20 protein-coding genes are annotated in these 25,545 nt (G+C 72.8%); 12 read left to right on the forward strand and 8 right to left on the reverse strand.

Annotation, left to right across the window (positions count from 1 at the left end):
- Positions 1-129: 129 nt before the first annotated feature.
- The 3 genes from MTQ01_RS18790 to MTQ01_RS18800 form a co-directional block, all read right to left on the reverse strand.
- Complete coding sequence (locus MTQ01_RS18790; RefSeq protein WP_247491808.1) at positions 130-1,767, reverse strand: ABC transporter ATP-binding protein; 1,638 nt, start codon at positions 1,765-1,767, stop codon at positions 130-132.
- Positions 1,764-4,463, reverse strand: coding sequence for a class III lanthionine synthetase LanKC (lanKC, locus tag MTQ01_RS18795; protein WP_247491810.1), 2,700 nt, complete (start codon positions 4,461-4,463; stop codon positions 1,764-1,766). The genes MTQ01_RS18790 and lanKC overlap by 4 nt, the downstream gene beginning before the upstream one ends.
- 91 nt (positions 4,464-4,554) lie before the next feature.
- Positions 4,555-4,677 carry a class III lanthipeptide gene (locus MTQ01_RS18800; protein ID WP_247491812.1) on the reverse strand — a complete coding sequence of 41 codons (123 nt, stop codon included), beginning with the start codon at positions 4,675-4,677 and terminating at the stop codon, positions 4,555-4,557.
- Positions 4,678-5,052: 375 nt separating this feature from the next.
- On the opposite strand from MTQ01_RS18800, the gene MTQ01_RS18805 reads away from it, so the two are divergent.
- From MTQ01_RS18805 to MTQ01_RS18820, 4 genes are all read left to right on the forward strand, one after another.
- Positions 5,053-6,249: a 2-keto-3-deoxygluconate permease gene (locus tag MTQ01_RS18805; protein ID WP_247491813.1), complete on the forward strand. Its 1,197-nt coding sequence runs from the start codon at positions 5,053-5,055 to the stop codon at positions 6,247-6,249.
- On the forward strand, positions 6,246-7,655 hold the full coding sequence (locus MTQ01_RS18810) for a four-carbon acid sugar kinase family protein (protein WP_247491814.1): 1,410 nt from the start codon (positions 6,246-6,248) through the stop codon (positions 7,653-7,655). The genes MTQ01_RS18805 and MTQ01_RS18810 overlap by 4 nt, the downstream gene beginning before the upstream one ends.
- Positions 7,652-8,692, forward strand: a complete 1,041-nt coding sequence (gene pdxA, locus MTQ01_RS18815; protein ID WP_247491815.1) for a 4-hydroxythreonine-4-phosphate dehydrogenase PdxA — start codon at positions 7,652-7,654, stop codon at positions 8,690-8,692. The genes MTQ01_RS18810 and pdxA overlap by 4 nt, the downstream gene beginning before the upstream one ends.
- Before the next feature lie 65 nt (positions 8,693-8,757).
- Complete coding sequence (locus tag MTQ01_RS18820; protein WP_247491816.1) at positions 8,758-9,645, forward strand: GntR family transcriptional regulator; 888 nt, start codon at positions 8,758-8,760, stop codon at positions 9,643-9,645.
- Positions 9,646-9,815: 170 nt separating this feature from the next.
- On the opposite strand, the gene MTQ01_RS18825 is transcribed toward MTQ01_RS18820, so the two are convergent.
- Positions 9,816-10,832: a fibronectin type III domain-containing protein gene (locus tag MTQ01_RS18825; RefSeq protein ID WP_247491817.1), complete on the reverse strand. Its 1,017-nt coding sequence runs from the start codon at positions 10,830-10,832 to the stop codon at positions 9,816-9,818.
- Between the two features lie 360 nt (positions 10,833-11,192).
- On the opposite strand from MTQ01_RS18825, the gene MTQ01_RS18830 reads away from it, so the two are divergent.
- The 7 genes from MTQ01_RS18830 (at position 11,193) to MTQ01_RS18860 (ending at position 18,879) form a co-directional block, all read left to right on the forward strand.
- The gene (locus tag MTQ01_RS18830) at positions 11,193-11,909 is read left to right on the forward strand and encodes a MerR family transcriptional regulator (RefSeq protein WP_247491818.1); all 717 of its coding nucleotides are present in this window, start codon (positions 11,193-11,195) and stop codon (positions 11,907-11,909) included.
- A gap of 63 nt (positions 11,910-11,972) precedes the next feature.
- Positions 11,973-13,463 carry an alpha/beta hydrolase gene (locus MTQ01_RS18835; RefSeq protein WP_247491819.1) on the forward strand — a complete coding sequence of 497 codons (1,491 nt, stop codon included), beginning with the start codon at positions 11,973-11,975 and terminating at the stop codon, positions 13,461-13,463.
- A gap of 688 nt (positions 13,464-14,151) precedes the next feature.
- Complete coding sequence (locus tag MTQ01_RS18840; protein WP_247491971.1) at positions 14,152-14,952, forward strand: 2,3-dihydro-2,3-dihydroxybenzoate dehydrogenase; 801 nt, start codon at positions 14,152-14,154, stop codon at positions 14,950-14,952.
- Between the two features lie 84 nt (positions 14,953-15,036).
- Entirely contained in the window at positions 15,037-16,242 is a 1,206-nt protein-coding gene (locus MTQ01_RS18845; RefSeq protein WP_247491820.1) for an isochorismate synthase, read from the forward strand.
- Positions 16,239-17,996 carry a (2,3-dihydroxybenzoyl)adenylate synthase gene (locus tag MTQ01_RS18850; protein WP_308294415.1) on the forward strand — a complete coding sequence of 586 codons (1,758 nt, stop codon included), beginning with the start codon at positions 16,239-16,241 and terminating at the stop codon, positions 17,994-17,996. The genes MTQ01_RS18845 and MTQ01_RS18850 overlap by 4 nt, the downstream gene beginning before the upstream one ends.
- Entirely contained in the window at positions 17,993-18,625 is a 633-nt protein-coding gene (locus tag MTQ01_RS18855; RefSeq protein WP_247491821.1) for an isochorismatase family protein, read from the forward strand. The genes MTQ01_RS18850 and MTQ01_RS18855 overlap by 4 nt, the downstream gene beginning before the upstream one ends.
- Positions 18,626-18,630: 5 nt before the next feature.
- Positions 18,631-18,879, forward strand: a complete 249-nt coding sequence (locus MTQ01_RS18860) for a phosphopantetheine-binding protein (protein WP_247491822.1) — start codon at positions 18,631-18,633, stop codon at positions 18,877-18,879.
- A gap of 234 nt (positions 18,880-19,113) precedes the next feature.
- On the opposite strand, the gene MTQ01_RS18865 is transcribed toward MTQ01_RS18860, so the two are convergent.
- From MTQ01_RS18865 to MTQ01_RS18880, 4 genes are read right to left on the reverse strand one after another with little or no spacing between them, the layout of a single operon-like run.
- Positions 19,114-20,835 carry an ABC transporter ATP-binding protein gene (locus MTQ01_RS18865; protein WP_247491825.1) on the reverse strand — a complete coding sequence of 574 codons (1,722 nt, stop codon included), beginning with the start codon at positions 20,833-20,835 and terminating at the stop codon, positions 19,114-19,116.
- Positions 20,828-22,621 (reverse strand): ABC transporter ATP-binding protein, encoded by a 1,794-nt coding sequence (locus MTQ01_RS18870; protein ID WP_247491827.1) that lies wholly within the window; start codon positions 22,619-22,621, stop codon positions 20,828-20,830. Before MTQ01_RS18870 ends, MTQ01_RS18865 begins: the two co-directional genes overlap by 8 nt.
- Positions 22,618-23,454 (reverse strand): alpha/beta fold hydrolase, encoded by an 837-nt coding sequence (locus MTQ01_RS18875; RefSeq protein WP_247491830.1) that lies wholly within the window; start codon positions 23,452-23,454, stop codon positions 22,618-22,620. Before MTQ01_RS18875 ends, MTQ01_RS18870 begins: the two co-directional genes overlap by 4 nt.
- Before the next feature lie 5 nt (positions 23,455-23,459).
- Positions 23,460-24,263: a siderophore-interacting protein gene (locus tag MTQ01_RS18880; RefSeq protein WP_247491832.1), complete on the reverse strand. Its 804-nt coding sequence runs from the start codon at positions 24,261-24,263 to the stop codon at positions 23,460-23,462.
- A 180-nt stretch (positions 24,264-24,443) separates the two neighbouring features.
- Between MTQ01_RS18880 and MTQ01_RS18885 the strand changes: the two genes are divergently transcribed.
- Positions 24,444-25,436, forward strand: coding sequence for an ABC transporter substrate-binding protein (locus MTQ01_RS18885; protein WP_247491834.1), 993 nt, complete (start codon positions 24,444-24,446; stop codon positions 25,434-25,436).
- Positions 25,437-25,545 lie beyond the last annotated feature (109 nt).

A 25,545-nucleotide genomic window follows, 5' to 3' on the forward strand; every position in this document is an offset into this window, starting at 1 on the left:
GGCTGCCGACCGGCGGCGGGGCGGCGCAGGCGTCCGGTTCGCCCCGCCGCGCACCGCCGCGCCCGGGGAGCCGGCCGCGCCCCACCGGTGCGGCCCCGAGCGCTGCGGCTCCTGCGGTGGGGCGGGGTGTCAGTCGGCGTGGTCGCCCCGTTGTGAGGGCGCGAACTCGCGTGCGAGGGACGGCTCGACGGTCGCCGGCGACGGCTCCGTCGCCGAGGTCGTGGCCGGTGCCTCGTCGGCGGGCGCGGGGCCGGTCGGGCGGCGCAGGGTGACCACGCGGTCGAAGCGGACGTCCAGTCCCTCCTCGCCGTGGTGGACGACCAGCAGCGCCCGCCCGGCGGTGCGTTCGACCAGTTCGCGCAGGACGGTGTCCCGGCCGTGCTCGTCGAGATTGGCGAACGGCTCGTCGGCGAGGTAGACGTCCGCCTCCTCGCCGAGCAGCGCTGCCACACCCACGCGTTGGCGCTGGCCGGAGGAGAGGTTGGCGGGCAGCTGGTCGAGGAGTCCGTCGAGCATCAGGGCGCCGCGCAGTTCGGCGTCGGGCACCAGTTCCCCGACCGGCAGCGGGGGGAGGTTCACCGGCGCGGTGAGGGCGGCGACCCGTGGCGGAAGGGTGACCGCACCCGTGTCCGGGGCCAGCGTTCCGCCGAGCACGTGCAGCAGCGTGGTCTTGCCGCAGCCGTTCGGGCCCCGGAGCAACACCTTCTCCCCGGCGGCCAGTTCGAAGTCCGGCAGGCGCACCTCGGTGGCGGACCGCGGGTCGTGGCGCACGCTCGCCCCGCGCAGTCGCACCTGCGCGCCCTCTCGGTGGCAGGGCTCGTGGCGGCTCTCCCGGAGGCTGTGGATGCGCCGGAGCACGGCGGTGTTGCGGCGGACCTGCGGGATCAGGTTGATCAGGTCGAAGATGCCGGTCACCGCCCGCCAGAGCGAGTTGACGAAGGCCAGGAAGCTGCCGAAGGTCATCCTGCCGCTGAAGACGAAGAACGCGCCGACGACCATGGAGGCGGTGTCCGAGAGGTTCATCGTCACATTGCTCAGGGTGCGCTGTTTGACCGTCAGCCGGTAGTTGACGTAGGTCAGGTCGAGGTAGCCGCCGAGTCCGCGTCGGTTGGTCTCCCGGGTGGCGGGCATCAGCGCGGGCATGCCGCGCAGCGCGTGGAAGGCGCCGAGGGTGGCGCTCAGCCGGTTGACGTACCCGGCCTCCGCCTCGCGTTCGGGCCCGGTGTTCTTCTCGATCTGCTTGGCGAGCCGGTTGCTGACCAGGACCAGCGGCGGGACGACCAGCAGCAGGACGAGGCTGGCCTGCCAGGAGAGCCAGAGCAGCACCCCGAGGAAGACCACCGAGGTGACCAGCAGTTTGCCGACGCGTACGCACACGTCGATGGAGGGCAGTACGCCTTCCTTGACGTCGTTGTGGATGCGGCTGACGTACGAGGCGTGTCCGGGTCCGGAGAGTCTGCGTCCGTCCAGTGCCAGGGTGCGGCCCAGCAGTTCGCTCTCCAGGCCGAGCATGACGGTGTTCTCGAACCGCTTGCGCCAGGTGGAGATCCAGAACGCCGCGAGGTTCAGGGTCAGTCCGAGCACCAGGTAGCAGCCACCGAGCAGCGCGAACCGGTGGAAGTCGCCGGCCAGGATGGCCTGGTCGAAGATCGCCTTCAGCAGGAGCGGGTGGAGCAGCGCCTCGATGCCGCCGGTGCCCGCCTCGGCGATCATCAGCGCGAGGAACCTGGGTCGGTGGCCCCGCAGCGTCTGCCACAGCTCCTTCACGGCGCCGCCTCGTCGAGCAGGAAGTCCGCCCCTCCCGCGTTGTTCACCCGGTGCAGTACGCGCAGCACCCCCGCCGAGCCGGTCAGGTAGTCGGTGGCGCAGCGCGTCATCCCCTCTCCCGGCACTCCCAGCAGCCGCTGCCCGGCCTCGCGCGGCAGTCCGAAGCGCGGGTCGGGTTCGAAGAGGAACGTCGAGCGCACGTAGTCGAGTTGGCGCAGCGCGATGGTGCGGTAGGAGGGGTCCCCGGTGAAGTCGGCGGCGTCCAGCAGCGCGTCGGCGACGCCGCTGATGCCGAAGCCGTACGCCGGGAGCACCGAGAACCGGAAGTCCAGTCCGCGTGCCACCGCGCGTGCCCGGTCGAGGTCGCCGTAGCGCAGCAGGACCTGGAGCACTCCGGCTGCGCCCACCTCGACGTAGGGCTCGACGGTGCCGCCCTGTGCGAAGGTCACCATCTCCCGGTCGTCGGAGGCGGCGCCGCCCGCGCCGGCCCGGGACATCTCGAAGGCGAGGGCCTCGCGGCCGAGTCGCAAGTACCCGTCCTCGCCGGTGATCTGGTGCATCCGCAGGAGGAAGAGCGCCACGCCGGCCTGCCCGTAGCCCAGTCCGCTCAGTGGCTCCTCGCGGGTGAAGGCGTTGCGCCAGTGGGCCGTTCCGTCCTCGCGCACCGCCGACTCCCGCAGCGCGCGGGCGCATTCGCGGGCGGCCTCCAGATGGCGCGGGTCGCCGTCGCTCAGGTGGAAGCGCAGATTGGTCATGCCGACGCCGGACAGCCCGTAGTAGAAGGAGTGGTCGCCCACCTCGGGGGCGCGCTCGTTGGCCCGGGCCAGCAGCCGTCGGGCCTGCTCCCGGAGTCCGAGCGAGTCGGCCGCCCAGGCGATCCCGGCCAGTCCGGTCATCAGCCCGTCCGGGTGTGCCTCGGTGCGCATGTCGTCGACGGCCCGCTCCAGCCAGTCGCGCCACTGCGGCTCGATCGGGGCACCGCTCGCGTTCAGCGCCCAGAGCACACCGCTCGCTCCGAAGCCGAGGCTGAGGGGGTTGCTGATGTGGGTGAAGGGGTCGACGGGGAAGAGGGTGGCGCGCTCGGGGTCGGCGACGGCCGCGACGAACGCCGCCACCTCGGCCTCGGTCCGTGCCCAACCCATCCGCTCCTCGTCGACCACGGGGACTGCGGGGGCGCGCACCGCGCCGAGCAGCGCCTCCTCGTCGGACAGCGCCTCCAGCACCTCGGGCAGACCGACGCGTGCCGCGGCGAGGTCGGTGACCAGCCGGTGGACGCTCTCCGGCCAGCCCAGCGCCTCGAAGAAGACCCCGAAGTTCTCCAGCACGTTCTCGCGCAGATAGGACATGGCGGCGATCGGGAAGACGAAGTACGCCATCGAGGTGGCCAGACCGAAGAGGTCGCTCTCGGGGCCGGTGAGACGGTACTTGTTCCTGGAGAGGCTGAAGCCCGGGGTGAACAGCTCCACCGGCCGGCTCAGCGCCTGCTCGGCGGCGGCGTGCTCGGGCTCCAGGAGCCGGCACGCCTCGAGGTCGACGATGCTCACCCGGTGGGTCTCGGTGTCGATCAGCACGTTGGCGGGGGTGAAGTCGCCGAGTACGACGCCGCGTTGGTGGGCGGCGTGGATCGTGGTGGCCAGCTCGCGGAAGACGTCGAGATAGAGCTTCAGGAACTCCGCCGAGCGTTCGGGGTGCGAACCGGGCCGGGTGAGCGGGTTCCGGTCCAGCAGCACCGCCCGGATGTCGGCGCCCGGCAGGAACTCCATCGCGATGAAGTGGTGTTCCCAGTGCTGGAACCGGGCGATGGGCACCGGGAAGGAGCCCTCGTCGGCCAGCCGGTTGAGGAACTGCCACTCGCGGGCCTGGATCTCCACCGCGTCGTGCGCCTGGCGAAGGTTCGGATTGGTGTGCGGACGCGCCTCCTTCAGCACCACCTTGCGGTCGCCGTCGAGGGTGTCCTGCGCCGTGTAGACGCCGCCGCTGTTGGAGAACTGGATCGCCCCGGTCACCCGGAAACGGCCGCCGAGCAGTCCGTCGCCCTCGGGCTCCTGCTCGGGCTTCCAGTCGTCGAACGGCCAGGCGACCCAGTCCGGATGCGCGTTGCCGGGGCGTCGGATGTCCTGGACGGGTCCGTCGGGGCCCTGGATGTGCGGCACTCTGCGCCCGAGCACATCGATCTCGTGGGTGTCGAGGAACTGCCCGTAGCGGAAGTAGAGCGTCCGGTGGTCCTTGTACCGCAGGTCGGACAGGACGTAGGGGCCCTCGATGCCCTCCAGCCGCTCGGCGAGGTCCGCCAGGCAGCTGCGGAACTCCTCGTCGTCGCGCGGGTAGACGGTGACGAGCTTTCCGCCACCGCCTCGTGCCATGGCCTTGGAGTTGAGGATCTCGTAGATGTTGACGTCGAGCGCGATCTTGAAGTCCACCCGCCGCGCCGTGAGGCAGTCGATCACCTTCGCGGCCACTTCGCGCACCCGGCCGGGCTCCGCGGACACATGGATCTTCCAGCCCTGGGCGGGGAGTTCGCGGTTGTGCCGGTGACTCCACCAGATGCCGCTGCGCCGGAACAGCGCGCGCTTGTGCTCGTCCAGCGAGGCCAGGAAGTGATCAGCCCGCGGCTCGTAGTACACATCGAGCGGGTCGAAGAACAGTGTGTTGTTCCAGGCGTAGTGGAAGCGGTTGACCCAGCGTTCGTTGCGCATCTGAAGCCTCTGTGAGTCCGGGAGCGTCTGGTGGCCGGCGCGGGGAACGGCTCGTGCGGAGGCGAGACTCACCTCCGCACGAGCCGGGGAATCACTGCTGCTCGAGCTCCGGCTCGTTCTTGCAGCAGTCGCTGGAGCTGCTGGTGACGCTCCAGGAGGCGGCGTTGAAGGCGTTGAGCTCGGGCTCGAGGTGCTGCAGGTCCAGAACGCTCATGGCTGTTCCTCTCGTGTGGTCGGGTGCCGCGGTACACCGGGTGGTGTGTTCGGGCCGACAGAGGTGAGTCAACTCGCCCCGGGCGCCAGGCACATGAGTGCTCACCACCCGTCTTCCGCACACCGCTCCCCCATCGGCGCGGACCGGCCGGCGGCCGGGAATGCGGGTGGCACCGAACGTGCGGCGCCACCCGGGCCGGCGCGGGGTCCGTCGGCAACGGTGCGGGTGGACGCCCCGCAGGCCGATGTCGGCGGGGCTCCGGCCGGTCGCGGCGGCGCACGGCCGAGGGGTTGACAAGGTGACGGGACAGCGCGAACGTACATACATAACGTACGGACAAGTTGTCCGACTTCCTGGCGTGATCACGGAGAGCCCATGAAACCTTCACCCCACGAGGACCGCACGATCGTCCCGCTCTTCGACGCCATGAACCGGCTTCCGGGCGGCCTGATGCTGGTGCCCCTCATCCTCGGTTCGGTCATGGGCACCTTCGCCATGCCGGCTCTGGAGATCGGCAGCTTCACCACGGCGCTGTTCAAGGACGGCGCCATGGCGCTGATCGCCCTGCTGATCTTCGCCACCGGGACCCACGTCACCGCCCGCACCAGCGGACCCGTACTCGCCCACGCCGCGGTGATCCTCACCGCGAAGTCGCTGATCCCGGCGGGCGCGGTGGTGCTGCTCGGCCTCGTCGTGGGCATCGACGGCGTCGCCGGCGTCTCGATCCTGGCGCTGCTGGTGGCCATCGACAACTCCAACGGCGGCCTGTGGCTGGCCTTCACCGGTCGCTACGGCGACAAGCGGGACCGAGGCGCGTACCTGGCCTCCGCGATCAACGACGGCCCGTTCTTCTCCATGCTCTTCCTCGGCATGTCCGGTCTCGCCGCGATCCCCGGGACCCTGCTGCTCGCGGCGGTCGTGCCGTTCCTGCTCGGCATGCTGGTCGGCAACCTCGACCCCAAGTGGCGCGACATCATGCGCGCCACCCCGAACATCGTCATCCCCTTCTTCGCCTTCGGTCTGGGCACCGGCATCGACCTGGGCGCGGTCGTCAAGGGCGGAGCCTCCGGGCTGGTCGTCGGCGCGATCGTCGCCCCGTTCACCGGCGCGCTGGTCTACTTCGGCTACCGCTTGGTGCTGCGCCGCGGCAACAAGAGCGGCCTCGGTTTCGCCGCCGCCACCACGGCCGGCAACGCCATCGCCACCCCGGCCATCGTCGGGGCGGCCGATCCCAAGTTCGCGCCGTACGTGGAGACGGCCACCGCCCAGGTGGCGGCCTCCGCGCTGATCACCGCCGTGCTGGCCCCGCTGCTCGCCTCCTGGGTCCTCAAGCGCGAGGGCGGGCTCACCGTCGTCGACGAGGACGGCAACCTCCTGGACGAGGAGTCCGGAGCGGATCCGAGCGGCAACGGCGGCCCGCCCGAGGCCGGAGCCGCGGAGGTCGGCCCCGGAGCCGGCGGAACCGCACCGGACGGCGCCGCGGACGCCGGGCCGGGCGCCGGGCACGGCGGTTCCACGGCCGCACCGCCCTCGCCGGACTCCGGCCGGACGGACGGGCAGGCGCGCACATGAGCGGGCGGGTACTGGTGGTCGCCGACGATCTGACCGGCGCCAACGACACCGGCGTCCAGTTCGCCCGGGCCGGCTGGCCGACCGTCCTCCGGCTCCCGGGCAAACCCGGCCACGCCGGCTCCGGTCACACCCCGACGCACGACGAGCCGAAGCCTGACGACCCGAAGCCTGACGCCCCGACGCTTCAAGGTCCCGCCCGGGGAGCGACGGCGGTCTCCACCGACGCCCGCGCGCTGGGCCACGAGGAGGCGCGGCGTACGACCCGCGCGGCGGTCGAGCGCGAGGGCCTCGCCGCGGACGACCGGCTCTACCTCAAGGTCGACTCCACGCTGCGCGGCTCGGTCGCCGGCCAGCTGTCCGGCGCCCTGGACGCGCGCCGCGCCGCCCACCCCGACGCCCTGGTGGTGCTCTGCCCGGCCTATCCGTCGATGCACCGCACGGTGGTGCGGGGCCGACTGCTGGTGCGGGACGTCCCCGTGTCCCGGTCCCCGGCCGGTCGCGATCCGGTCACCCCGGTCACCCTCGACGCGCTGACCGAACTGGTGCCCGGCGCGGTCGGGTTGGGCACCTTCCCGACCGCGGCGCAGTGGGCCGCGGCACTCGAGGAGGCCGGCCGGCGCGCGCCGGTGGTCGCCGTGGACGCCCGCACCGACGAGGAGTTGGCCCGTCTCGCCGAAGCCGTCGACCTGCTGGGCCCGCGCGTCGTACCCGCGGGCTCGGCCGGACTCGCCGCCCCGCTGGCCGAGTTGTGGGCACGTCCGGCGGACGGAGGGGCCGCGCCCCGGCGCACGGCCGACGCGCCTCCCTTCGCACGCCGTCCGCTGGTCCTGGTCTCCTCGCACCACGCGGTGGCCCGGGAGCAGGTGGCGGCCCTCGCCGCCGCCGGGACCGCGCCCGGCGCGCCGCCGCGCGGCGACAGCTCGCACGGCGGCACCCCGACCGCGGACGCCCCGCACGGCGCGTACGCCTCACCGCACGAGGCGGTCACCGTCGTACGCACCGACGCCGACGAGCTGCCCGAGGACATCGCCCGCCCGCTGCCGTCCGGCAGCGGCGCGGTGGTCCTGCTCTCGCCGGAGGAGCGCACCGACTCGCTACCCGGCGCCCGGTTGGCGACCGCGCTCGCCCGCCGGGCCGCGCACGCCCTGACCCTGCCCGACCACGGTTTCGACGCCGTCGTACTGGTCGGCGGGGACGGCGCCGGCGCGTTCCTCGCCGCGGTGGGCGCGCACGGCGTCACCGTCCGCGGGCTCGTCACCGAAGGCGTCCCCCACGGGCAGATCGCCGGCGGCCCGCTGCACGGGCTGCCCGTGGTCACCAAGGCCGGCGGCTTCGGCGACCGCACCACCCTCTCCCTGCTCCTGCGCACACTGCGCACCCCGAACGATTCGGAGAATCCTCGATGACCAGGCCCGTGCTCGCACTCACCCTCGGCGACGTCGCCGGGATCGGCCCCGAGATCACCGTGCTCACGCTGCTCAACCACCCGCAGCTGCGCGAGCGTTGCGTTCCCGTGGTGATCGGCACGGCGGACGCCCTGCGGCGCGGCTGCGAAGCGGTCGGCGCCGACCCCTCGGTGGTCCGGGTCCTCTCCCACCCCCGCGAGGCGACCAACGACCCGGGGCTGGTCGAGGTCGTGCAGACGGGACCGGAACTGGACCACGTGCCCTTCGGCCGGCTCCACCCCGACGCGGGCGAAGCCGCGCACCGCTACGTGGTGGCAGCCGTCGAGCTCGCCAAGCAGGGTGCGGTGCAGGGCATCGTCACCGCGCCGCTCAACAAGGCCGCCATGCACGCGGCAGGCCACCAGTTCCCCGGCCACACCGAGCTGCTGGCGCACGAGTTCGGCGTACGGAACTTCTCGCTCGTGCTCTCCGCGGGCGACCTCTACGTCTTCCATCTGACGACGCACGTCTCGCTGCGCGAGGCGATCTCCGGAGTCACGCCCCAGCGGACCGACTCGGTGCTCGCGCTGGTCGGGGCGTTCACCAGGGCGCTGGGCCGCCCCGGCGAGCGCATCGGCGTGGCCGGCCTCAACCCGCACGCCGGTGAGAACCGGATCTTCGGCCACGAGGACGCCGACGTACTGGCGCCCGCCGTCGAACGGGCCCGGGCCGCGGGCCTGGACGCACACGGGCCGCTGCCCGCCGACGCCCTCATCCCCCAGGCGGTGCGCGGACGTTGGAACCTGGTGGTCGTCTGCTACCACGACCAGGGCCACGCCCCGTTCAAGGCCGTCTACGGCGACGACGGCGTCAACATCACCGTCGGCCTCCCGGTGGTGCGGGTCTCCGTCGACCACGGCACCGCCTTCGACATCGCCGGCAGCGGACAGGCGCGCGAGGCCAGCCTCGTCCTGGCGGCGGAGCGCGCGGCGGAGTTGGCGCCGGGCTGGGGCCATGTGTGGGACGCGGCCCAGGAGGCCGAGCGTGCCCTAACCTGAGCCTGCCGACAGGAGAGCGGGCCGCGTGTTCGACGCAGCGGACGCACGGGACAGGAGAGGGCGACGTGGCCAGGACGCCGTTGCACACCCGGATCGCCGCGGATCTGCGCGGGCGCATCCACGACCGCGAGCTGACTCCGGGTGATCTGCTGCCCAGCGAGAGCGAGCTCCAGGAGCGGTTCTCCGTCTCGCGTTCGGTGGTGCGGCAGGCGCTGGCGACGCTGGAGTCCGAGGGGCTGGTGCGCCGGGCGCGCGGGCGCGGAACGGTCGTGGCGCCGCGCGCCGAGATGCACCGCGACGTCGACCTCTCCTCCGGGCTGATGGCGCAGCTGCAGCAGCGCGGCGCCCGGACCTCCACCCGGGTGCTGCGGCTGGAGCCGGCCTCGGCGCCCGGCCACGTGAGCGAACTCGGCGACGAGGTCTGGGTGTTGGAGCGGCTGCGCAGCGTCGACGACCTGCCCGCGGCGTTCATCCGCACCCATCTGCCCGCGGAGGTGGCGTCCGGCCTGGACCGTGAGGCGCTGACGCACGGCTCGCTGCACCAGCTGGTCACCGAGACCACCGGTCGCCGGATCGCCGACGGCCGGCGCACGATCCGCGCGGTCGCGGCGGCACCCCCGCTGGACGCGGCCCTCGCGGTGGCCCCCGGGACTCCGCTGCTGCTGCTGGAGGGCACGAGCACGGATCAGGAGGGCAGGCCGGTCGAGGTGTTCTCGACCTGGCACCGCTCCGACCTCATCGCCTTCGACCTGACGCTCCAGCCCACCGTGCCGGGAGTCCCGTCCGGGCCCGCGGTGGGTTCGCCCGGCTCCGCGACCCCGGCCGTACGCACGGACGTCGCGGGAGCGGCGCGGGTGCCGATGGGCGGCTCGCTCGCCGAGCGGGTGGAGCGCGCCACCGCCCTGGCCGAGGAGGCACTGAGCGAGCTGCGGACCATCCGCACCCGGCTGTGAACCGCCCGGGCGCTGCCGGTCCGCGGCCCGACCGCCGCGCCCCCGCGGCCGGTTGACCGTCCGCGCCGCTGTCGCGGGAAGAACGACGCCGCGTCCCGTCCGCAGCGCGGGGCGTCGGAACGAGGGCCGTGCCCCGACGCCTCCCGGCCCGCGCCCCGGCCCGACGGACCTCAGTGCGCGTGGTCGGAGGAGCCTCCGCCGTCCCCGTCACCCGCTTCGCCGGTGGAGACCTTGATCTCCTTGCTGAAGCCGCCCCAGTTTCCGTCCAGCAGCTTTCCGCGCACCTTCACGGCGTAGGTCTTCGCCGACTTGCCCACCGGGAGGCCGAAGTTGGCGGTCGACTTGGGCGCCGACTCCCCGAGCGTGAGCTTGGAGCGGAACTTGCCGTCCACATGGATCTCGTACTCGGTGACCTCGCCGTCGACGCTCGGCGCGTTCCAGGTCAGCTCCAGGTGGTGGCCGTCCTTGGCGTGGCGGACGGTGGCCTGGAGGTCGGTGGGCACCTCGGAGCCGGAGTCGTCGGCGCCGGCCTCGGTGGTGACGCGGGCCGAGGGGCTGTCCTTGGAGGCGTTGTCGGCGGCGTCGCGGGCCCGGACCGTGAAGGTGTAACGGGTCTCGGGGCGCAGCGTGGTCACCGACGCCGTGGTGCTCGCTCCGTCGACGCTGTGGATACGGGTGCCGGCCTGGTAGATGTCGTAGCTGGTCACCTTCTTGTTGTCGGTCGACGCCCCCCAGGTCAGCGTGGCGGAGTGCGGGCCGTCCGCCCGGGCCTTCAACCCCGTGGGCGCGGTGGGCGCTTCGCTGTCGTCCTCGGCCGCGGAGGGGGTGGTGACGCGCTCTGCCTCTCCGGGCTTGGAGAGGTTGCCCTCGGCGTCGCGGGCGCGCACCGAGAAGGTGTAGGCGGAGGAGGGCTTGAGCCCCTCGATGTCCACCATGTGGCGCTTGCCCGGCACGGTCTCGACCTTCTCGCCGTTGCGGTAGACCTCGTAGCGCCGGACCTTGTCGGCGTCCGACCGGTTCCACATCACGTGCACCGTCGTGGAGCTGCTGGTGTGGGCGGTCACGCCGGTCGGCACCGGAGGCAGTGTCGGCTTGTCGGCGCCGCTGTCCTCGGAACCGCCGCAGGCGGTGAGGGCCAGGAGGCAGGCGGCGGTGCTCAGCGCGGAGAGCCTTGGGGTGGGCCTCACGAGGACACCTCTCATCGTGCGAGTAATGGTCTAGACATTCATGCCACAGTGACCGCGTACGCACAAGATCTCGTTCGCGTCCGACCCGACTCGCCGCCGACACGCACCAATTCGGTGCCGGACTCAACTACCGGTGAACGGATTCGCGTCCTCCACTTCGTCGGAGCGGCACCCGGCACCCCGTCGTGCGCCGCGAACCGGCGGCGGAACAGCCGCGGAACAGGGCGCACGGATGCCAACTCCCTTTGTCCGGAAGCCAGTTGAGCAAGTTCCGCTTGACTGTGCCGCAACGGCATGGTTTCCACTGAGTGCTCCGGTGACGCACCCGCGTCCCCGGTGGATCGAGGGGCGGGGAACGTCGTGGGGTGGAGCACCAAGCAACTGGCCGACCTGGCCGGGACCACCCTGCGCACGGTCCGGCACTACCACGACGTCGGGCTGCTCAAGGAGCCCGACCGTCGCGCCAACGGCTACAAGAGCTACGGCGTACCGCATCTCGTACGGGTGCTGCGCATCAGGCGACTTGCCGACCTCGGCCTGTCGCTGCCGCAGATCGGCACCCTGGAGGAGGACACCGAGCATCCCGGCGAGGCACTGCACGAGCTGGACGCGGAACTCGCCGCGGCCATCGAGCGGATGCAGCGCACCCGCGCGGAGCTGTCGGTGATCCTCCACCAGAAGGCCCCGGTGGAGCTGCCGCCCGAACTGGCGGCGGCCTTCGACGGGGTCCGGGTCTCGGAGGCGGACCGTTCGCTGAACGTGGTGCTCGCCCACCTCCTGGCACCCGAAGTGCTCTCCCGGTACGCCGAGTCCGTGCGGGAGCACGCGGAGGACCCGGTGCTGCTGGAGTTCGACGAGCTCCCGCCGGACGCGGACGAACCGACCCGCCGGGACCTGGCCGCCCGTCTGCGCGATTTGCCCGTGACCAAGGAGCTGAAGGAGACCTTCCCGGCACCGGCCGGAGTGTGCGCCGACGCACCGCGCGGCGAGAAGTTCACCCAGCGAGCCCTGGTCGAGGTCATCACGGAGCTCTACAGCGACGCCCAGCTCGACGTGCTGCGCCGCATGACCGTCTGAACCGACCCTCGTCCGAACCCCATGGGGTGGCGCTGCCCCGCGCCACCAGGAAGGCATGTGCACATGCGAAAGCTGTTGTCCCTCGCCGTGGTGATGGCCGCCTCCACGGCGACGCTCACCGCGGTCCCCGCCTCGTCCGCCGCGACGCCCGCCCCCGGCTCCCCGGGGACGGGCTCGATCAAATGGGCCGACTGTCCGGAGGACGTCGCCGCCGACGGCGTGGAGTGCGGCACGCTCGACGTGCCCCTGGACTACAAGAAGCCCGACGGCCGCACGATCGAGGTGATGATCAGCCGACTGGCGAGCAAGAACCCCGACAAGCGCCGCGGCGTGCTGCTCACCAACCCCGGCGGCCCCGGCGGCGCAGGGCTCTCCTTCCCCGCGCAGCTCAAGGCGCTGGGCCTGCCCCAGGACGTGCTCGACTCCTACGACGTCATCGGTGTCGATCCGCGAGGGGTCGGCCGCAGCACCCCGGTGACCTGCGACCTCACCGACGAGCAGCAGGCCAAGGGCAACATCCCGCCGTACGCGGCCACCGAGGCCGATGTGGACGAGTGGGCCGCAGAGAGCGAGAAGATCGCCGAGCAGTGCGCCAACTCCGAGACCGCGGACATGCTCCCGCACACGACCACCGCCAACACCGCACGCGATCTGGACCGGATCCGCGCCGCACTCGGTGAGCGCACCGCGTCCTTCCTCGGATACTCCTACGGCACCCACCTGGGCGCGGTGTACTCCTCGCTCTTCCCGGAGACCACCGACCGCGTCGTGCTCGACAGCAGCCTGGGTCCCAACGGCTGGGACTCCGAGGCCGGCCGCGACTTCGGGCGCGGGATGGAGGACAGGTTCCCGGACTTCGCCGAGTGGGCGGCCGAGCGCCCCGAGTTCGGGCTCGGCACCACCGCGAAGCAGGTGCGCGCCAAGTACTTCGAGCTCGCCGAGCGGCTGGACGAGGCCCCGGAGCAGGAGATCGACGGGGTCGGCTTCCGCCACATGACCTTCGCCCAGCTCTACGCCGACGACGACGCGTCCCTCACCCTGCTGGCCAAGACCTGGCAGGCACTGGACAAGGGCACCGAGCTGCCCCCGTTCCCCGAGCCGCCGACGATGAACCTGGAGAACGCGATCGCCGGCCGGCTCCACGTGGTGTGCGCCGACTCGCGCTGGCCCACCTCGGTGGACTACTACAAGCGCAACGTCGCCACCGACCGCGAGCGCTACCCGCTCTACGGTGCGGCAGCAGCCAACATCCAGCCCTGCGCCTTCTGGCAGGACCCGGTCGAGAAGCCGGTGGAGATAACCGACGAGGGCAAGCGCAACATCCTCATCGCGCAGAACGACCGCGACCCCGCCACCCCGCTGGCCGGTGCGCAGAAGATGCGGCGCGCGCTCGGTGACCGGGCGGCGCTCGTCACCGCCGACGTGGGCGGCCACGGCACGTACGTGCTGGCCGGCAACGCGTGCGCCGACGACCGGGTGACCTCCTACCTGGTCGACGGCGAGTTCCCGTCGGACGACGTCGCCTGCGAGGCCGACGCCCCGGCCGACAAGTGACGGCCCGGTAGCCCCGGCCGGGCTCCGCGACCCACCGCGGTCGCGGAGCCCGGCCCCGAACACCGGCCGTGCGCAACGGAGTCGGGCGCACCGGGACCCGACTGCCGCCCCCGCCCGCGTACGGACCACCCGGGCGCGCCGGGAGGCGGCCCTCAGTCGAAGGCCGGCGGCAGGGACCGGGCCCGGCGACCGGCACGCCGACACTCACCGCGCGGCCCTCCCGAACGACCGTGAAAGCCCCTCCAGAACGACCGCGACACGGCGGCGGGACTCCCGCGCGCCGCCGACTGCTTGAGCGCGCGAGTGCTGCGACCCGCGCACGGAGCGCCGAACGCATGCCCGGCGCGCGCGGCCCGAAGCACCGCTCACCCGACCGGCGCCGTCCGGCGCCGACCGTCGGTCGCCTCCGGACCGGGCAGACCCCGGCCCGCCGCACTCTCCTTCGCACCTGAGCTTCGCCCCCGACACGGGACGATCGGCGGTCGCGTTCCGGCTCGGCGTCAAAGGGCCGCGTCGACCGCCCAGTTGGCGCCCGGCGCACGAGGCGCTCGTCACGTCCTTTGCCCGACCCACCCCCTCGCAAGAAGCGTAAGGTGAGGCTAACCTAAGCGATGCTGTGGCGGTCTCCTCCGCCGCGGCCGAACAGGGAAGCAGTCCGCGCCTCAAGGAATCGGGGGAGATGGCAGCCATGCCCGACCACCCACAGCCGGGCGAGTTCGCCGGGCGCACCGCGCTGGTGACCGGTGCCGCCCAGGGCATCGGTGCCGCCGTCGCCGAGGCCCTGGCTGCCCGCGGCGCCCGGGTCCTGGCCACCGACCGCAACGGCGAGGGCGTCCAGCGGCTCCAGGACGCCTGGGCGGGCCGCCCGGGGCCCGGCACGGTGCGCGCCCACCGCCTCGACGTCACCGACGCACCGGCGGTCGAGGACCTCGTCGAGAGCTGCGAACAGCGCGCGCAGCCGGTGGAGTTGCTGGTGAACGCCGCGGGAGTGCTGCACACCGGCAGCGCCGCGGAAGTCTCCGACGCACACTGGGCGGACACCTTCGCCGTCAACACCACGGGGGTCTTCCACGTCTCACGCGCCGTCACCCGCGGGATGGCGGCGCGGCGTTCGGGCGCCGTGGTCACCGTGGGGTCCAACGCCGCGGGCGTGCCGCGCACCCGGATGGCGGCCTACGCGGCTTCCAAGGCCGCGAGCGAGATGTTCACCAAGAGCCTCGGACTCGAACTCGCGCGCCAGGGAGTGCGCTGCAACGTGGTCGCCCCCGGTTCCACCGACACCCCCATGCAGCGGGCCCTGTGGAAGGACGGCAGCGGCGAACGCCAGGTGGTGCAGGGGTCGTTGGAGGCGTTCCGCACCGGCATCCCGCTCGGACGCATCGCACAGCCCGAGGACATCGCCGACACCGTGGTCTTCCTGCTCTCCGACGCCGCACGCCACATCACGATGCAGACGCTCTACGTCGACGGCGGCGCCGCGCTGCGCTGAAAGCCCAGACCGCGACGCTCCCGTTCCCGCGCACCGCGCACGGCGGAGCAGCGCGCGGCACCCGGAACCGAGAATGGAGAACCCGTGTCCACCGCACCGGAAGTCGCCCCACCGTCGTCCGCGTCCCACCACCACCCCTCGGTGGGGACTGCGACGGTGCTGCTGGACGCCTACACCCCTGGCACCGACCGCTTCCTGGCCACCCCGACCCGTACGCTCCTCGCCCGGGGCACGGCGCACGAAGTGCCGCACGGTTCCTCGCCGCTGGCCGAGCGCGTCGGCCGGACGCTGGAGGCCGCGCGCGGCCCGAACACACCGGTGCCGCTGGTGATCGGCGCCGTCCCCTTCGACCAGAGCGCGCCCGCGGCGCTCGCCGTGCCGCGCACCCTGCGCGGCGCGCCGCCGCTGACCAGCGATCCGCTGGTCGCGCTGCCTGCCGAACCGCCGTCGGGCGGCGACTGGTCGATACGCGCGGTGCCCGAGCCCGAGGAGTACGGCACCCGGGTCAAGGAGGTCGTGGACCGCATGTGGCGCGGGGAGTTCAGCAAGGTCGTCCTCGCCCGCACCCTGGAGCTGTCCTGCGGACGCGCGCCGGACCTGCCGGCGATGCTCCAGCGGCTGGCGCGCCGGGACCCGGGGGGCTACACCTTCGCACTGCCCACCCACCCCGGCCGCACCCTGCTCGGTGCCAGCCCCGAACTGCTGGTCTCCCGCGCGGGCGGCCGGGTCGTCGCCAACCCGCTGGCCGGGTCGACGCCGCGCAGTCCCGACCTGGCCGAGGACGTGCGCCGTGCCGCCGCGCTGCTGCGCTCGGCCAAGGATCTGCACGAGCACGCGGTGGTCGTGGACGCGGTGCACCAGGCGCTCGGGCCGCACTGCCGCGATCTGGTGGTACCGGCCGAACCGACCCTGACACGCACCGCCGCCATGTGGCACCTGTCCACCACCGTCACCGGCACTCTGCTCCAACCGGACCTGTCCGCACTGGAGTTGGCCTGCGAGCTGCATCCGACACCGGCGGTCTGCGGAACGCCCACCCACACGGCGCGCGAGGTGATCCGCGACGCCGAGTGCTTCGACCGCGGCTTCTTCACCGGCATGGTCGGCTGGGGCGACGCCAACGGCGACGGCGAGTGGGTGGTGACCCTCCGGTGCGCGGAGGCCGAGGGTGACGGACTGCGGCTGTTCGCCGGCGCGGGCATCGTCTCCTCCTCCCGGCCCGAGGACGAGATGGCCGAGACGGGCGACAAGTTCCGCACCTTCCTGGACGCGGTGGGAGCGCAGCTGTGAACCACGACTCCTGGGACGGGGCGGTGCCCTGGCCCGCCGAGTTCGCCGACCGCTACCGGGCCGCCGGACACTGGCGCGGCGAGACCTTCGGCGGAGTGCTGCGCGAGCGCGCGGCACAGCACCCCGAACGGATCGCGCTCGTCGATCCCGCGGCCGGCCTGCGCTGGACATACCGCGAACTGGACCTGCGTGCCGACGCGATGGCCGCCGGGCTCCGCGCGCTGGGCGTGGCGGTCGGCGACCGGGTCGTCGTCCAACTCCCCAACACCGCCGCCTTCTTCGAGGTGGTATTCGCGCTGTTCCGGATCGGCGCACTGCCGGTGTTCGCACTGCCCGCGCACCGGGACACCGAGATCTCCTACTTTTGCACGTTCACCGAGGCGGTCGCCTATGTGATCCCCGGCGAGCACGAGGGCTACGACTACCGCGCGCTCGCCGACCGCGTACGCGCCGACGCCCCGGGGCTGCGCCATGTGCTGGTCGCCGACCCGGATCCGGGAGCGCACCGGGCGCTGGCCGACGTGCCTGTGGCCACCCCGGCCTCCGAGGCGGCGGGCCCCGGCCCGGCCCCCGAACCCGAGCCCGGCGACGTGGCGTTCCTCCAGCTCTCCGGCGGCAGCACCGGGGTGCCCAAGCTGATTCCGCGCAGCCACGACGACTACCTCTACTCGGTCCGCGGCTCCAACGAGATCTGCGGGGTGGACGCCGAGAGCGTCTACCTCTGCGTGCTGCCGGCCGCCCACAACTTCCCGCTCTCCTCCCCCGGCACGCTCGGCGCGCTGTACGCCGGGGCCAGGGTCGTGCTCTGCCCCCACCCCGGACCGGACACCGCCTTCCCGCTGATCGAGCAGGAGGGCGTCACCCTCACCGGACTGGTGCCGCCGCTGGCGCTGGTGTGGACCGAGACGGCCGCGGCCGGCACCCCGCACGATCTGAGCAGCCTGCGGGTGCTGCTGGTGGGCGGCGCCAAGTTCGCCGAGGAGGCGGCACGACGGGTGCGGCCCGCCCTCGGATGCACCCTGCAGCAGGTCTTCGGCATGGCCGAGGGGCTGGTCAACTACACGCGGCTGGAGGACCCCGAGGAACTGGTGGTCACCACCCAGGGCCGTCCGATCTCGCCCGACGACGAGATCCTGGTGGTCGACGAGGAGGACCGCGAGGTCGCCGCGGGCGAGACCGGTCACCTGCTCACGCGGGGCCCGTACACCATCCGCGGCTACTGGCGGGCGCCGGAGCACAACCGTCGTGCGTTCACCCCGGACGGCTTCTACCGGACCGGCGACCTGGTGCGGCTGACTCCCACCGGGCATCTCGTGGTCGAGGGCCGGGCCAAGGACCAGATCAACCGCGGCGGCGAGAAGATCGCCGCGGAGGAGGTGGAGAACCACCTCCTCGCCCACCCCGCGGTGCACGACGCCAACATCGTCGCCGAGCCCGACCCCTATCTCGGTGAGCGCACCCGTGCCTACGTCGTGCTGCGCCGTGGCGCGGCACCCGTGCGGGCGGCGGCGCTTCGGCGCTTCGTGCGCGAACGGGGCCTGGCCGCCTACAAGGTGCCCGACCGGGTCGAGTTCGTCGAGGAGCTTCCGCGCACCGGCGTGGGGAAGATCTCCAAGAAGGAGTTGCGCGCCGACGCGGCGGCCTCGGCCGACCCGGTCGGGGCCGGGCTGCGCGACGCCGCCGAGCCCCCTGCCCGGCCGACTCCCACCACCGCCACCACCGCCACCACCAGATCGGACGACGCCCCACGATGACCCTTCCCGCGATCCGTCCCTATCCGCTGCCCACCGCCGACCGGCTCCCGGTCAACCGGGTGGAGTGGCGTCTCGACCCGCGCCGCTCGGTGCTGCTGGTGCACGATCTGCAGAACCACTTTCTCTCCGCCTTCGACCGCACCGCCGAACCGGTGACCGGGATGCTCACCGGGGTGGCCCGGCTGCGCGACGCGGCGCGGCGAGCCGGTGTGCCGGTGCTCTACACGGCGCAGCCGGGCGGCCAGAGCCCGGCCGAACGCGGTCTCCAACAGGACTTCTGGGGCCCGGGGTTGCCCGACGACCCGTACGCCGCCGCGGTCGCGGACGAAGTCGCTCCGGGGCCGGAGGACACCGTGGTGACGAAGTGGAAGTACAGCGCCTTCGTCCGTACCGACCTGCACGAGCGGATGCGCGCGGCGGGCCGCGACCAGCTCGTGGTGACGGGCGTGTACGCGCACATCGGAGTCCTGATGACGGCGTGCGACGCCTGGATGCGCGACATCCAGGCGTTCGTGGTCGCCGACGCGGTCGCCGACTTCTCCGCCGAGGACCACGATATGGCGCTGAAGTGGGCTGCCGGACGGTGCGCCCGAGTGCTGAACTGCGACGACGCAGAGAAGGAGTGGTGAGCCCGATGGCCGACGCACAACCGGCGGACTCCGCCCTGACACCGGAGCGGATCCGGCAGGACGTCGCCGAGATCCTCGGCGAGGAGCCCGACGAGATACCGCTGGACGAGAACCTCGTGGACTACGGGCTGGACTCGGTGCGGCTGATGACGCTGCGGGAGCGCTGGCAGCGCGAGAACGGCGTGGAGGTCGGTTTCGCCGAACTCGCCGAGCGGCCCGCGGTGGAGGAATGGGCCAGACTGCTGGCGCGCTGAACGACCGGGCCCCGGTGTCGGCGACGGATTCGTTGCCGACACCGGGGCTTCGTGCTGCACGGCCCGAGCAGGACCGGCGGCCGACGGCGCCCGAGGTCCGACGGCGAAGCCGGGTCGGCCCAGAGGCCCACCCGGCCCAACCCGGTCCGCCCGGTCCGCCCGGTCCGTCGGCGCATCGGTCCACCGGCGCGCCCGGTCCGCCCGGTCCACCGGTCCACCCGGTCCGTCGGCGCGTCAGCCCACGGGGGCCAGTGTGCCGCCGGAGAGGCGCACGACTCGGGGCAGCCGCTGGATGGTCGCCTCGCGGTGCGCGATGACCAGCAGCGTCCGATCGCGCCGCAACGCGTCGATGGCCGCCTCCAGTTGGCGCGCGGTCTGCGGATCGATGTCGGCGGTCGCCTCGTCCAGCACCAGCACCGCCGGGTCGAGCAGCGCGGCCCGCACCAGTCCGACGAGCTGGAGTTCACCGGCCGACAGCTGGCCCTCCCCGCCTCCGAGGCGGGTGTGCACTCCGTCGGCCAGACCTGCCACCCAGGCGGTCAGCCCGAGTTGTTCGACGGCCTCGGCGATCTCCTTCTCGCCCGGTTCGCCCGGCACCAGGCCGAGGTTGTCCAGCAGTGTTCCGTCGATCATGTGGACCCGCTGCGGGATCAGCACGATGCGCCGCCGCAGCTCGTCCTCGGGCAGCTCCCGCAGATCCCGGCCGTCGTAACGCACGGTGCCGCGGTCGGGGGTGTAGAGGCCGGTCACCAGCTTCGCCAGCGTGGTCTTCCCGGCGCCGGTCGGTCCGACCAGGGCGACCCGCTCGCCCGGTTCGACCCGGACCGTCAGACCGTGCAGCACCTCGGTGCCGTCGACATAGGCGTAGTGGACCTCCTCCACCTCCAGCACACCGCGCTCGGCGGTGAGCGGATCGGCCTCCCGCTTCTCCTGTCCGGCCCCGGCCACGGCTTCGGGCGCGAGTGCGGGCGCGGTCGACTCCAGCAGATTGAGCAGTCGGGCGAGGCCGACGAGCGAGGTCTGCATCTGTCCGACCAGATTGGACGCCTGGGTCGCCGAGTCGAAGAGCTGCCGGGTCGCCAGCACGAACACCACGACCGTGCCCACGCTGATCCGCCCCTCGGCGGCGAGCCAGCCGCCCACCAGCAGCAGCACCGCGGTGGTCGCGCCCTGCACGATCCTCGCCAGGCTGATCACGAAGAGCGCGCGTTGGCTGCGGCGGGCCGCCCGGTAGCGCGCGTCGTTGTCGTCGACGAAACGCTCGCGCCAGTAGTCGGTCCCGCCGGCGGTGCGCAGCATCTCGCGCGACTGCACCAACTCCCGGTAGGTGGTGGCCACTCGGCCCGCCGCGGCGGCCTCGGCGGCGAACGCCGGCGCGGCGGCCTTCTTGAACTGCCTGAGCACGGCCACGATCGCCGGGACGAAGACCACCAGCAGCGCGAGGGTGAGCAGCGGCGAGTAGCTCAGCAGGAGCACCGTGGTGAAGAGCAGATAGCCGCCGACCGTGAGCACGTCCGGGAGTTGGCCGCGGACGAAGTTCGCCAGATCGGCGATCTCGGTCGTGGTGCGGCGCAGCAGGTCTCCCGAGGGGTGCGCCTCCAGGAATCTCAGCGGTGCCCGGGAGAGTCGTTCGACCGCGAGGTCCCGCAGCCTGCGCACGACCCGCTCGCCGACCGTGGTCAGCAGCACCTCGGACTGGCGGAAGAGCACCAGCCGCGCCACCGCCAGGGCGGTGAGCACGCCGACCGCGACGAGCAGACCGCCGCGGTCCTCGGCGAGCAGCCGGTCCACCCCGGCGCCGATCACCGCGGGCACGGCGACGGTGGTGGCGGTCGCCGCCGCACTGGCGGCCAGCGCCAGCAGGATTCCGCGGCGGTGCGCGCGCATGTACGGCCAGGCGCGGCGCAGTGTGCGGCGCTGGTCGGGGCTCGCGGAGAGCCGCTGCTGCTCAGCCACTTGTGGTCACCCGCTCCTCGGAGTTCTCGTCGGTGCCGGCCGCACGGCCGGGCGGTACGGTCGCGGCGTCGTGCTCGACCGCGGTGCCGGTTTCGGTCTCGGCGCCGGCCGCGCTCAGGGTCACCACGCGGTCGGCCGCCGCCAGCAGCGCCGGCCGGTGGGTCGCGCAGACCACCGCGGTGCCCTCGGCCCAGGCGCGCAGCCGCTCCAGCAGCAGCCGCTCGGTGTCGGCGTCGACGGCGGAGGTGACGTCGTCCAGCACCAGCACCGCCGGGCGGCGCAGCACGGCACGGGCCAGTGCGAGCCGTTGGAGCTGCCCGCCGGAGAGGGTGGAGCCCCGCTCCCCCACCTCGGTGTCGAGGCCGTCCGGAGCCTCGGCGACGAACTCGTCCAGCGCGGCGACCCGGCAGGCGGCCAGGAGTTCGGCGTCCTCGAAGTCGGCGCCCAGGCGGAGGTTGTCGGCGAGGGTGCCGCTCAGTGTCACAGGCCGCTGGGGCACGTATCCGATACGGGCGTGCACCGCTGCCGGGTCGGCCTCCTCCAGTGGGACCCCGCCGTAGCTCACCGCGCCGGCGGTCGGCTCGCTCAGATGCGCCAGCACACGCAGCAGGCTGCTCTTGCCGGAGGCCATGGGCCCGGTGACCGCGACCAGCTCTCCCGGGCGGACGAGCACGTCGACGGGCGCGAGCACCCGCCGGTCGCCGTGCTCCAACGCGACGCCGCGGGCGCGCAGTTCGCCGCTCTCGGGCAGCTCGCGGCTGCCGGGGGCGGTCTCGCCGTCGGCGGGCAGCAGGACTTCCTGGAGGCGCCGGGCCGCGGTGGTGGCCTGGCTGAGCTGGCTCAGCCGCATGGTCAGCACGCCGACCCAGAGCACCAGCATGCTCATCCAGCTGGTGAAGGCGACGATCCCGCCGACGGACATGGTGCCGCGCAGCACCGCGAGGCCGCCGGCGCCGAGACCGACACCGATGGCCGTCGCGGGGACGAAGGGCGAGAGCGCTGCCCAGTTGGCCGAGATCCGCGCGGTGACCAGGGTGTGGTCGGTGACCGCTTCGCTGCGCTCGTCGTGCCGCCGCACCAGTGCCGGCTCACCGCCCAGGCCGCGGACCGCGGCGCTGGCGGAGAGCAGCTCCTCCACGGCGTCGGCGCGCCGGCCGTGGGCCGCGGAGAGCTTGGTGTTGGCGGCTCCGAAGCGCTTGGGGAACCAGTAGGTGTTGATCCAGACCAGGGGCGGGACGCACAGCAGGCACACCAGCGCCAGCATGGGGTCAAGCCGCATGATGGCGCCGATCATGACGGCGAAGCCGATGACGCCGGTGACGAACGAGGCGGCGCCCATCAGCCAGATCCGGACGAGGTCGACGTCGCGGGTGCCCCGCATGCCGAGGTCGCCCTCGCCGAACCGCTCCAGGGTGCGGGAGTCCAGGGCCGCGACGCGGTCGGCCAGCGCGATGTAGAGCCGGTTGCCCTGGACGGTGCCGGCCAGCGTGGAGAACCAGCCCATCGTCACCTCGGCGGCGGCGGCGACCAGACCTGCGGCCAGCACGATCACCGCCCAGGTGCGCAGGGCGTCGCCGTCCTCGCCCACGATGCCCTGGTCGACGGCGCGTTCGACGAACCACGGCAGCGCGATCAGCGACAGCTGGTAGGCGAGTCCGCCGAGCGCGGCGAGGGCCACCAGCGGGCCGCCGGCGCGCAGACAGCCGGCGAGCAGGCGCAGTCCGTCGCGGGTGGTGGCGCCGTTCTCCGACTGCCCGCTCGCGGTTTCCTTGCGACCGCGGCTCATGCGGCACGCTCCTTCGGGTCGCTCGTCCGCGCGGCGCCGAAGAACTCCAGCAGCGCGGCGTTCACCTGCTCGGGGCGCTCCAGGTGCCCGTAGTGGCCGCAGTCGGCGATCTCGCGGTGCGCGGCACCGGGTATCGACTCCGCGATCTCGGCGGCGAGATGGGGCGGGCAGAGGACGTCGTCGGCGAAACCGATGGAGAGCACCGGCGTGGTGACGGCGGCGTACCGCTCTCGCCGGTCGCCGTGGTCGTCCAGGTCGAGTTGGGCGCGCACGCCGGCACCCACCACGGGTGGGGCGAAGGCGAAGACCTCCAGCCAGTCGCGCACCGCCTGGTCGTCGCGGCGGGTGCGCGGGGAGAGGTAGCTGAGCGCGGCGTGCACGGCGCGGTGGGTCGCCGGGGGCTCGCAGCCGCTGTCGTACATCTCGCGTTCGGCGGCCAGCAGTGCGGCTCCGAACGCGTCCAGTCGCGCGCGGCCGGCCATCAGCACCGCCGAGTGCACCAACTCCGGTCGTGCGAGCAGCAGTTCGGCGACGACGGAGGCGCCCATGGAGAACCCGACCACGCGGCAGGGTGCCAGGTCCAGATGCTCGATGAGGGCGGCGGCGTCCCCCGCCATGGCGTCGAGGGTGATGCCGCCGGGCGGGTCCTCGTTCGGTGCGATGCCCCGGTTGTCGAAGGTGACGACGCGGTGGCCGGCCCGCGTCAGTCCCGGCACCTGGTGGAGGTGCCAGGCCCGGCGGGTGGCTCCGGTGCCGGTCACCAGGAGGACGGGATCGCCCTCTCCGGTGTCGTCGTAGGTCAGGGCGATGCCGTTGAGCGTGGCGACGGGCATGGGGCTCAGACCTCGCTGTCCTGGGTCTCGCCCGCGGTCCAGTAGGCGGTGAGGTGGGTGTCGGCGCGGTCGACGCCGAGGCCGTCCACGAAGTGGCGACGCAGGGCACGCATGGTGCCGCGCTCGGCGCCGCCCCAGATCCGGCCTCGGCCGGCGGGCAGGGAGAGCTCGGTGGCGTGCCGGTGCAGCAGCGTGCCGGCCGGCGCCCCGTCGCGGTGCAGCCAGGTGATCCGGGCGTCGGCGTCGGTCGGCAGCGGCTGCTCCTCGGCGGAGTCGGCGACCTCGACGAGCACGAACACCCGGTGTCCGGGCGGGAGTTCCTCCAGCAGGACGGCGATCGCCGGGAGCGCGGTCTCGTCGCCGAGCAGTACGGTCCACTGCGCGTCGGGCGCGAGGACGTACGCGGGGCTGGGACCGAACCAGATGGCTTCCTCCCCCGGCTTGACCCGCTCGGCCCATCCCGAGGCGAGCTGGTCCTCGCCGTGCAGGACGAAGTCCATGTCCACTTCGGCCAGTTCGGGCCGGTGGGCGCGGATGGTGTAGCGCCGCAACCGCGGTTTCGCGGTCGGCAGCAGGGCCTTGGCGGCCTCTCCGGTGAACGGGCGGGGCAGCACGACGTGCGGCTCGTAGAAGTACATGGCGACGTGCTGGTCCGTGCCGTTGCTCTGGAAGTCGGCCAGCTCCTCGCCGCCGAATGTGATCCGGACCATCTGCGGGGTCACCCGGCGCACTTGACGCACCGTCGTGACACGCATCCGTCCCGGTCGTCGGCCCTGCTCACGGTGCTCACCGGTCGACGCCCCGCTCATGTGGTCGCACTCCTCGCTGCCGGCCTCGCTGCCGACTTCAGTAACGGTCGCGGAAGGATTCCTCGCTCAACTCCCTAGATCTTGCGCTGAAGAGATAGCTTAGGCAAGCCTTACCTTTACTTTGCGCCGCGGTGCCGTTCACCCGCGGGTCGCCTTGCCCCGACAACGGAGGATATTGACATGTCCAGATCGCACGTGACGCGCCTTCCCCTGGCTCGCAGACAGCTCCTGGGCGGCCTCACCGCCACAGCGGCCGTCCTCGGGCTCTCCGCCTGCGGGGTGAGCGGGTCCGGCGACCAGGACGGCGACTCGGCGAAGTCCGACGGCGGGGACGGCGGCGGCACCCGGAAGGTCAAGGCGGACAACGGCACCATCGAGGTTCCGGTCGATCCGCAGCGGATCGTGGTGCTGGAGAACTACGACGCGCTGATGCTCGTCGAGCTCGGCATCGTCCCGGTCGGCGTGCCCGACGGCGCCGCGGCCGAGAAGCTGATGCCCGCGGAGATCTACGAGAAGCTCAAGGGCGTCAAGACCATCGGCGCCTCCGGCTCGCCCAACTCCCAGGCCATCGCGGCCCTTGAGCCCGACCTGATCATCGATCAGTTCTGGAAGGACAAGTCCGCCGGGCTCAAGAAGATCGCGCCGGTCGTCTACTTCGACTGGCACACCAGCGGCAGCCTCTGGCACGAGCAGATCGCCAAGATCGCCGGCGCGGTGGGCCGCGAGGACCGGCTGACCAAGCTCAAGAAGCGCTACGAGGCGCGGTTGGAGGAGGTGCAGAAGAACTACCGCAAGCAGATCGACTCCACCAAGTGGATCTCGCTCAGCGGCGGTCCGAACGGCAAGTTCTTCATCGGCACCCCGATGGCCACCGTGATGCGCGACGTGGGCCTGACCATGGGCGCCGGACTCCCCGACAAGGAAGCCGGGTTCGTCACCAAGAGCTACGAGGAGATCGAGGACCTGCGCGACTGCGACGGCATCATCTACTCGGTGCAGTACGACGACCGTCCGACACCGCCCACCCAGGCACTGCTCGACCACAAGCTCTGGAAGCAGCTGCCCACCGTCAAGGGCGGGCGCGCCTTCCCCTCCAAGCACTTCCTGATGGCCAACTACACCTTCGCGCTCGGCGCGGTGGACGAGATCGAGGCGGCGCTCAAGAAGGTCTGACCCCTGACGCGGTGTGCGGCGGTCCAGGCCCTCCGCCGCACACCGGCCCCGGAGCCGGGCGGCCACTCCACCGCGTGGAGAGGCCGCCCGGCTCCGTCACTTCCCGCCG

Origin of the sequence: Streptomyces sp. XM4193 (assembly GCF_023072595.1) — a bacterium.
Classification (GTDB): domain Bacteria; phylum Actinomycetota; class Actinomycetes; order Streptomycetales; family Streptomycetaceae; genus Streptomyces.

Excerpts from the sequence above, each read along its gene's own strand:
- lanKC (WP_247491810.1), bottom strand. The coding sequence starts at position 4,463 with ATGCGCAACGAACGCTGGGTCAACCGCTTCCACTACGCCTGGAACAAC.
- MTQ01_RS18800 (WP_247491812.1), bottom strand. The coding sequence starts at position 4,677 with ATGAGCGTTCTGGACCTGCAGCACCTCGAGCCCGAGCTCAACGCCTTC.
- MTQ01_RS18805 (WP_247491813.1), top strand. The coding sequence starts at position 5,053 with ATGAAACCTTCACCCCACGAGGACCGCACGATCGTCCCGCTCTTCGAC.
- MTQ01_RS18810 (WP_247491814.1), top strand. The coding sequence starts at position 6,246 with ATGAGCGGGCGGGTACTGGTGGTCGCCGACGATCTGACCGGCGCCAAC.
- pdxA (WP_247491815.1), top strand. The coding sequence starts at position 7,652 with ATGACCAGGCCCGTGCTCGCACTCACCCTCGGCGACGTCGCCGGGATC.
- MTQ01_RS18835 (WP_247491819.1), top strand. The coding sequence starts at position 11,973 with ATGCGAAAGCTGTTGTCCCTCGCCGTGGTGATGGCCGCCTCCACGGCG.
- MTQ01_RS18840 (WP_247491971.1), top strand. The coding sequence starts at position 14,152 with ATGCCCGACCACCCACAGCCGGGCGAGTTCGCCGGGCGCACCGCGCTG.
- MTQ01_RS18855 (WP_247491821.1), top strand. The coding sequence starts at position 17,993 with ATGACCCTTCCCGCGATCCGTCCCTATCCGCTGCCCACCGCCGACCGG.
- MTQ01_RS18860 (WP_247491822.1), top strand. The coding sequence starts at position 18,631 with ATGGCCGACGCACAACCGGCGGACTCCGCCCTGACACCGGAGCGGATC.
- MTQ01_RS18870 (WP_247491827.1), bottom strand. The coding sequence starts at position 22,621 with ATGAGCCGCGGTCGCAAGGAAACCGCGAGCGGGCAGTCGGAGAACGGC.
- MTQ01_RS18875 (WP_247491830.1), bottom strand. The coding sequence starts at position 23,454 with ATGCCCGTCGCCACGCTCAACGGCATCGCCCTGACCTACGACGACACC.
- MTQ01_RS18880 (WP_247491832.1), bottom strand. The coding sequence starts at position 24,263 with ATGAGCGGGGCGTCGACCGGTGAGCACCGTGAGCAGGGCCGACGACCG.
- MTQ01_RS18885 (WP_247491834.1), top strand. The coding sequence starts at position 24,444 with ATGTCCAGATCGCACGTGACGCGCCTTCCCCTGGCTCGCAGACAGCTC.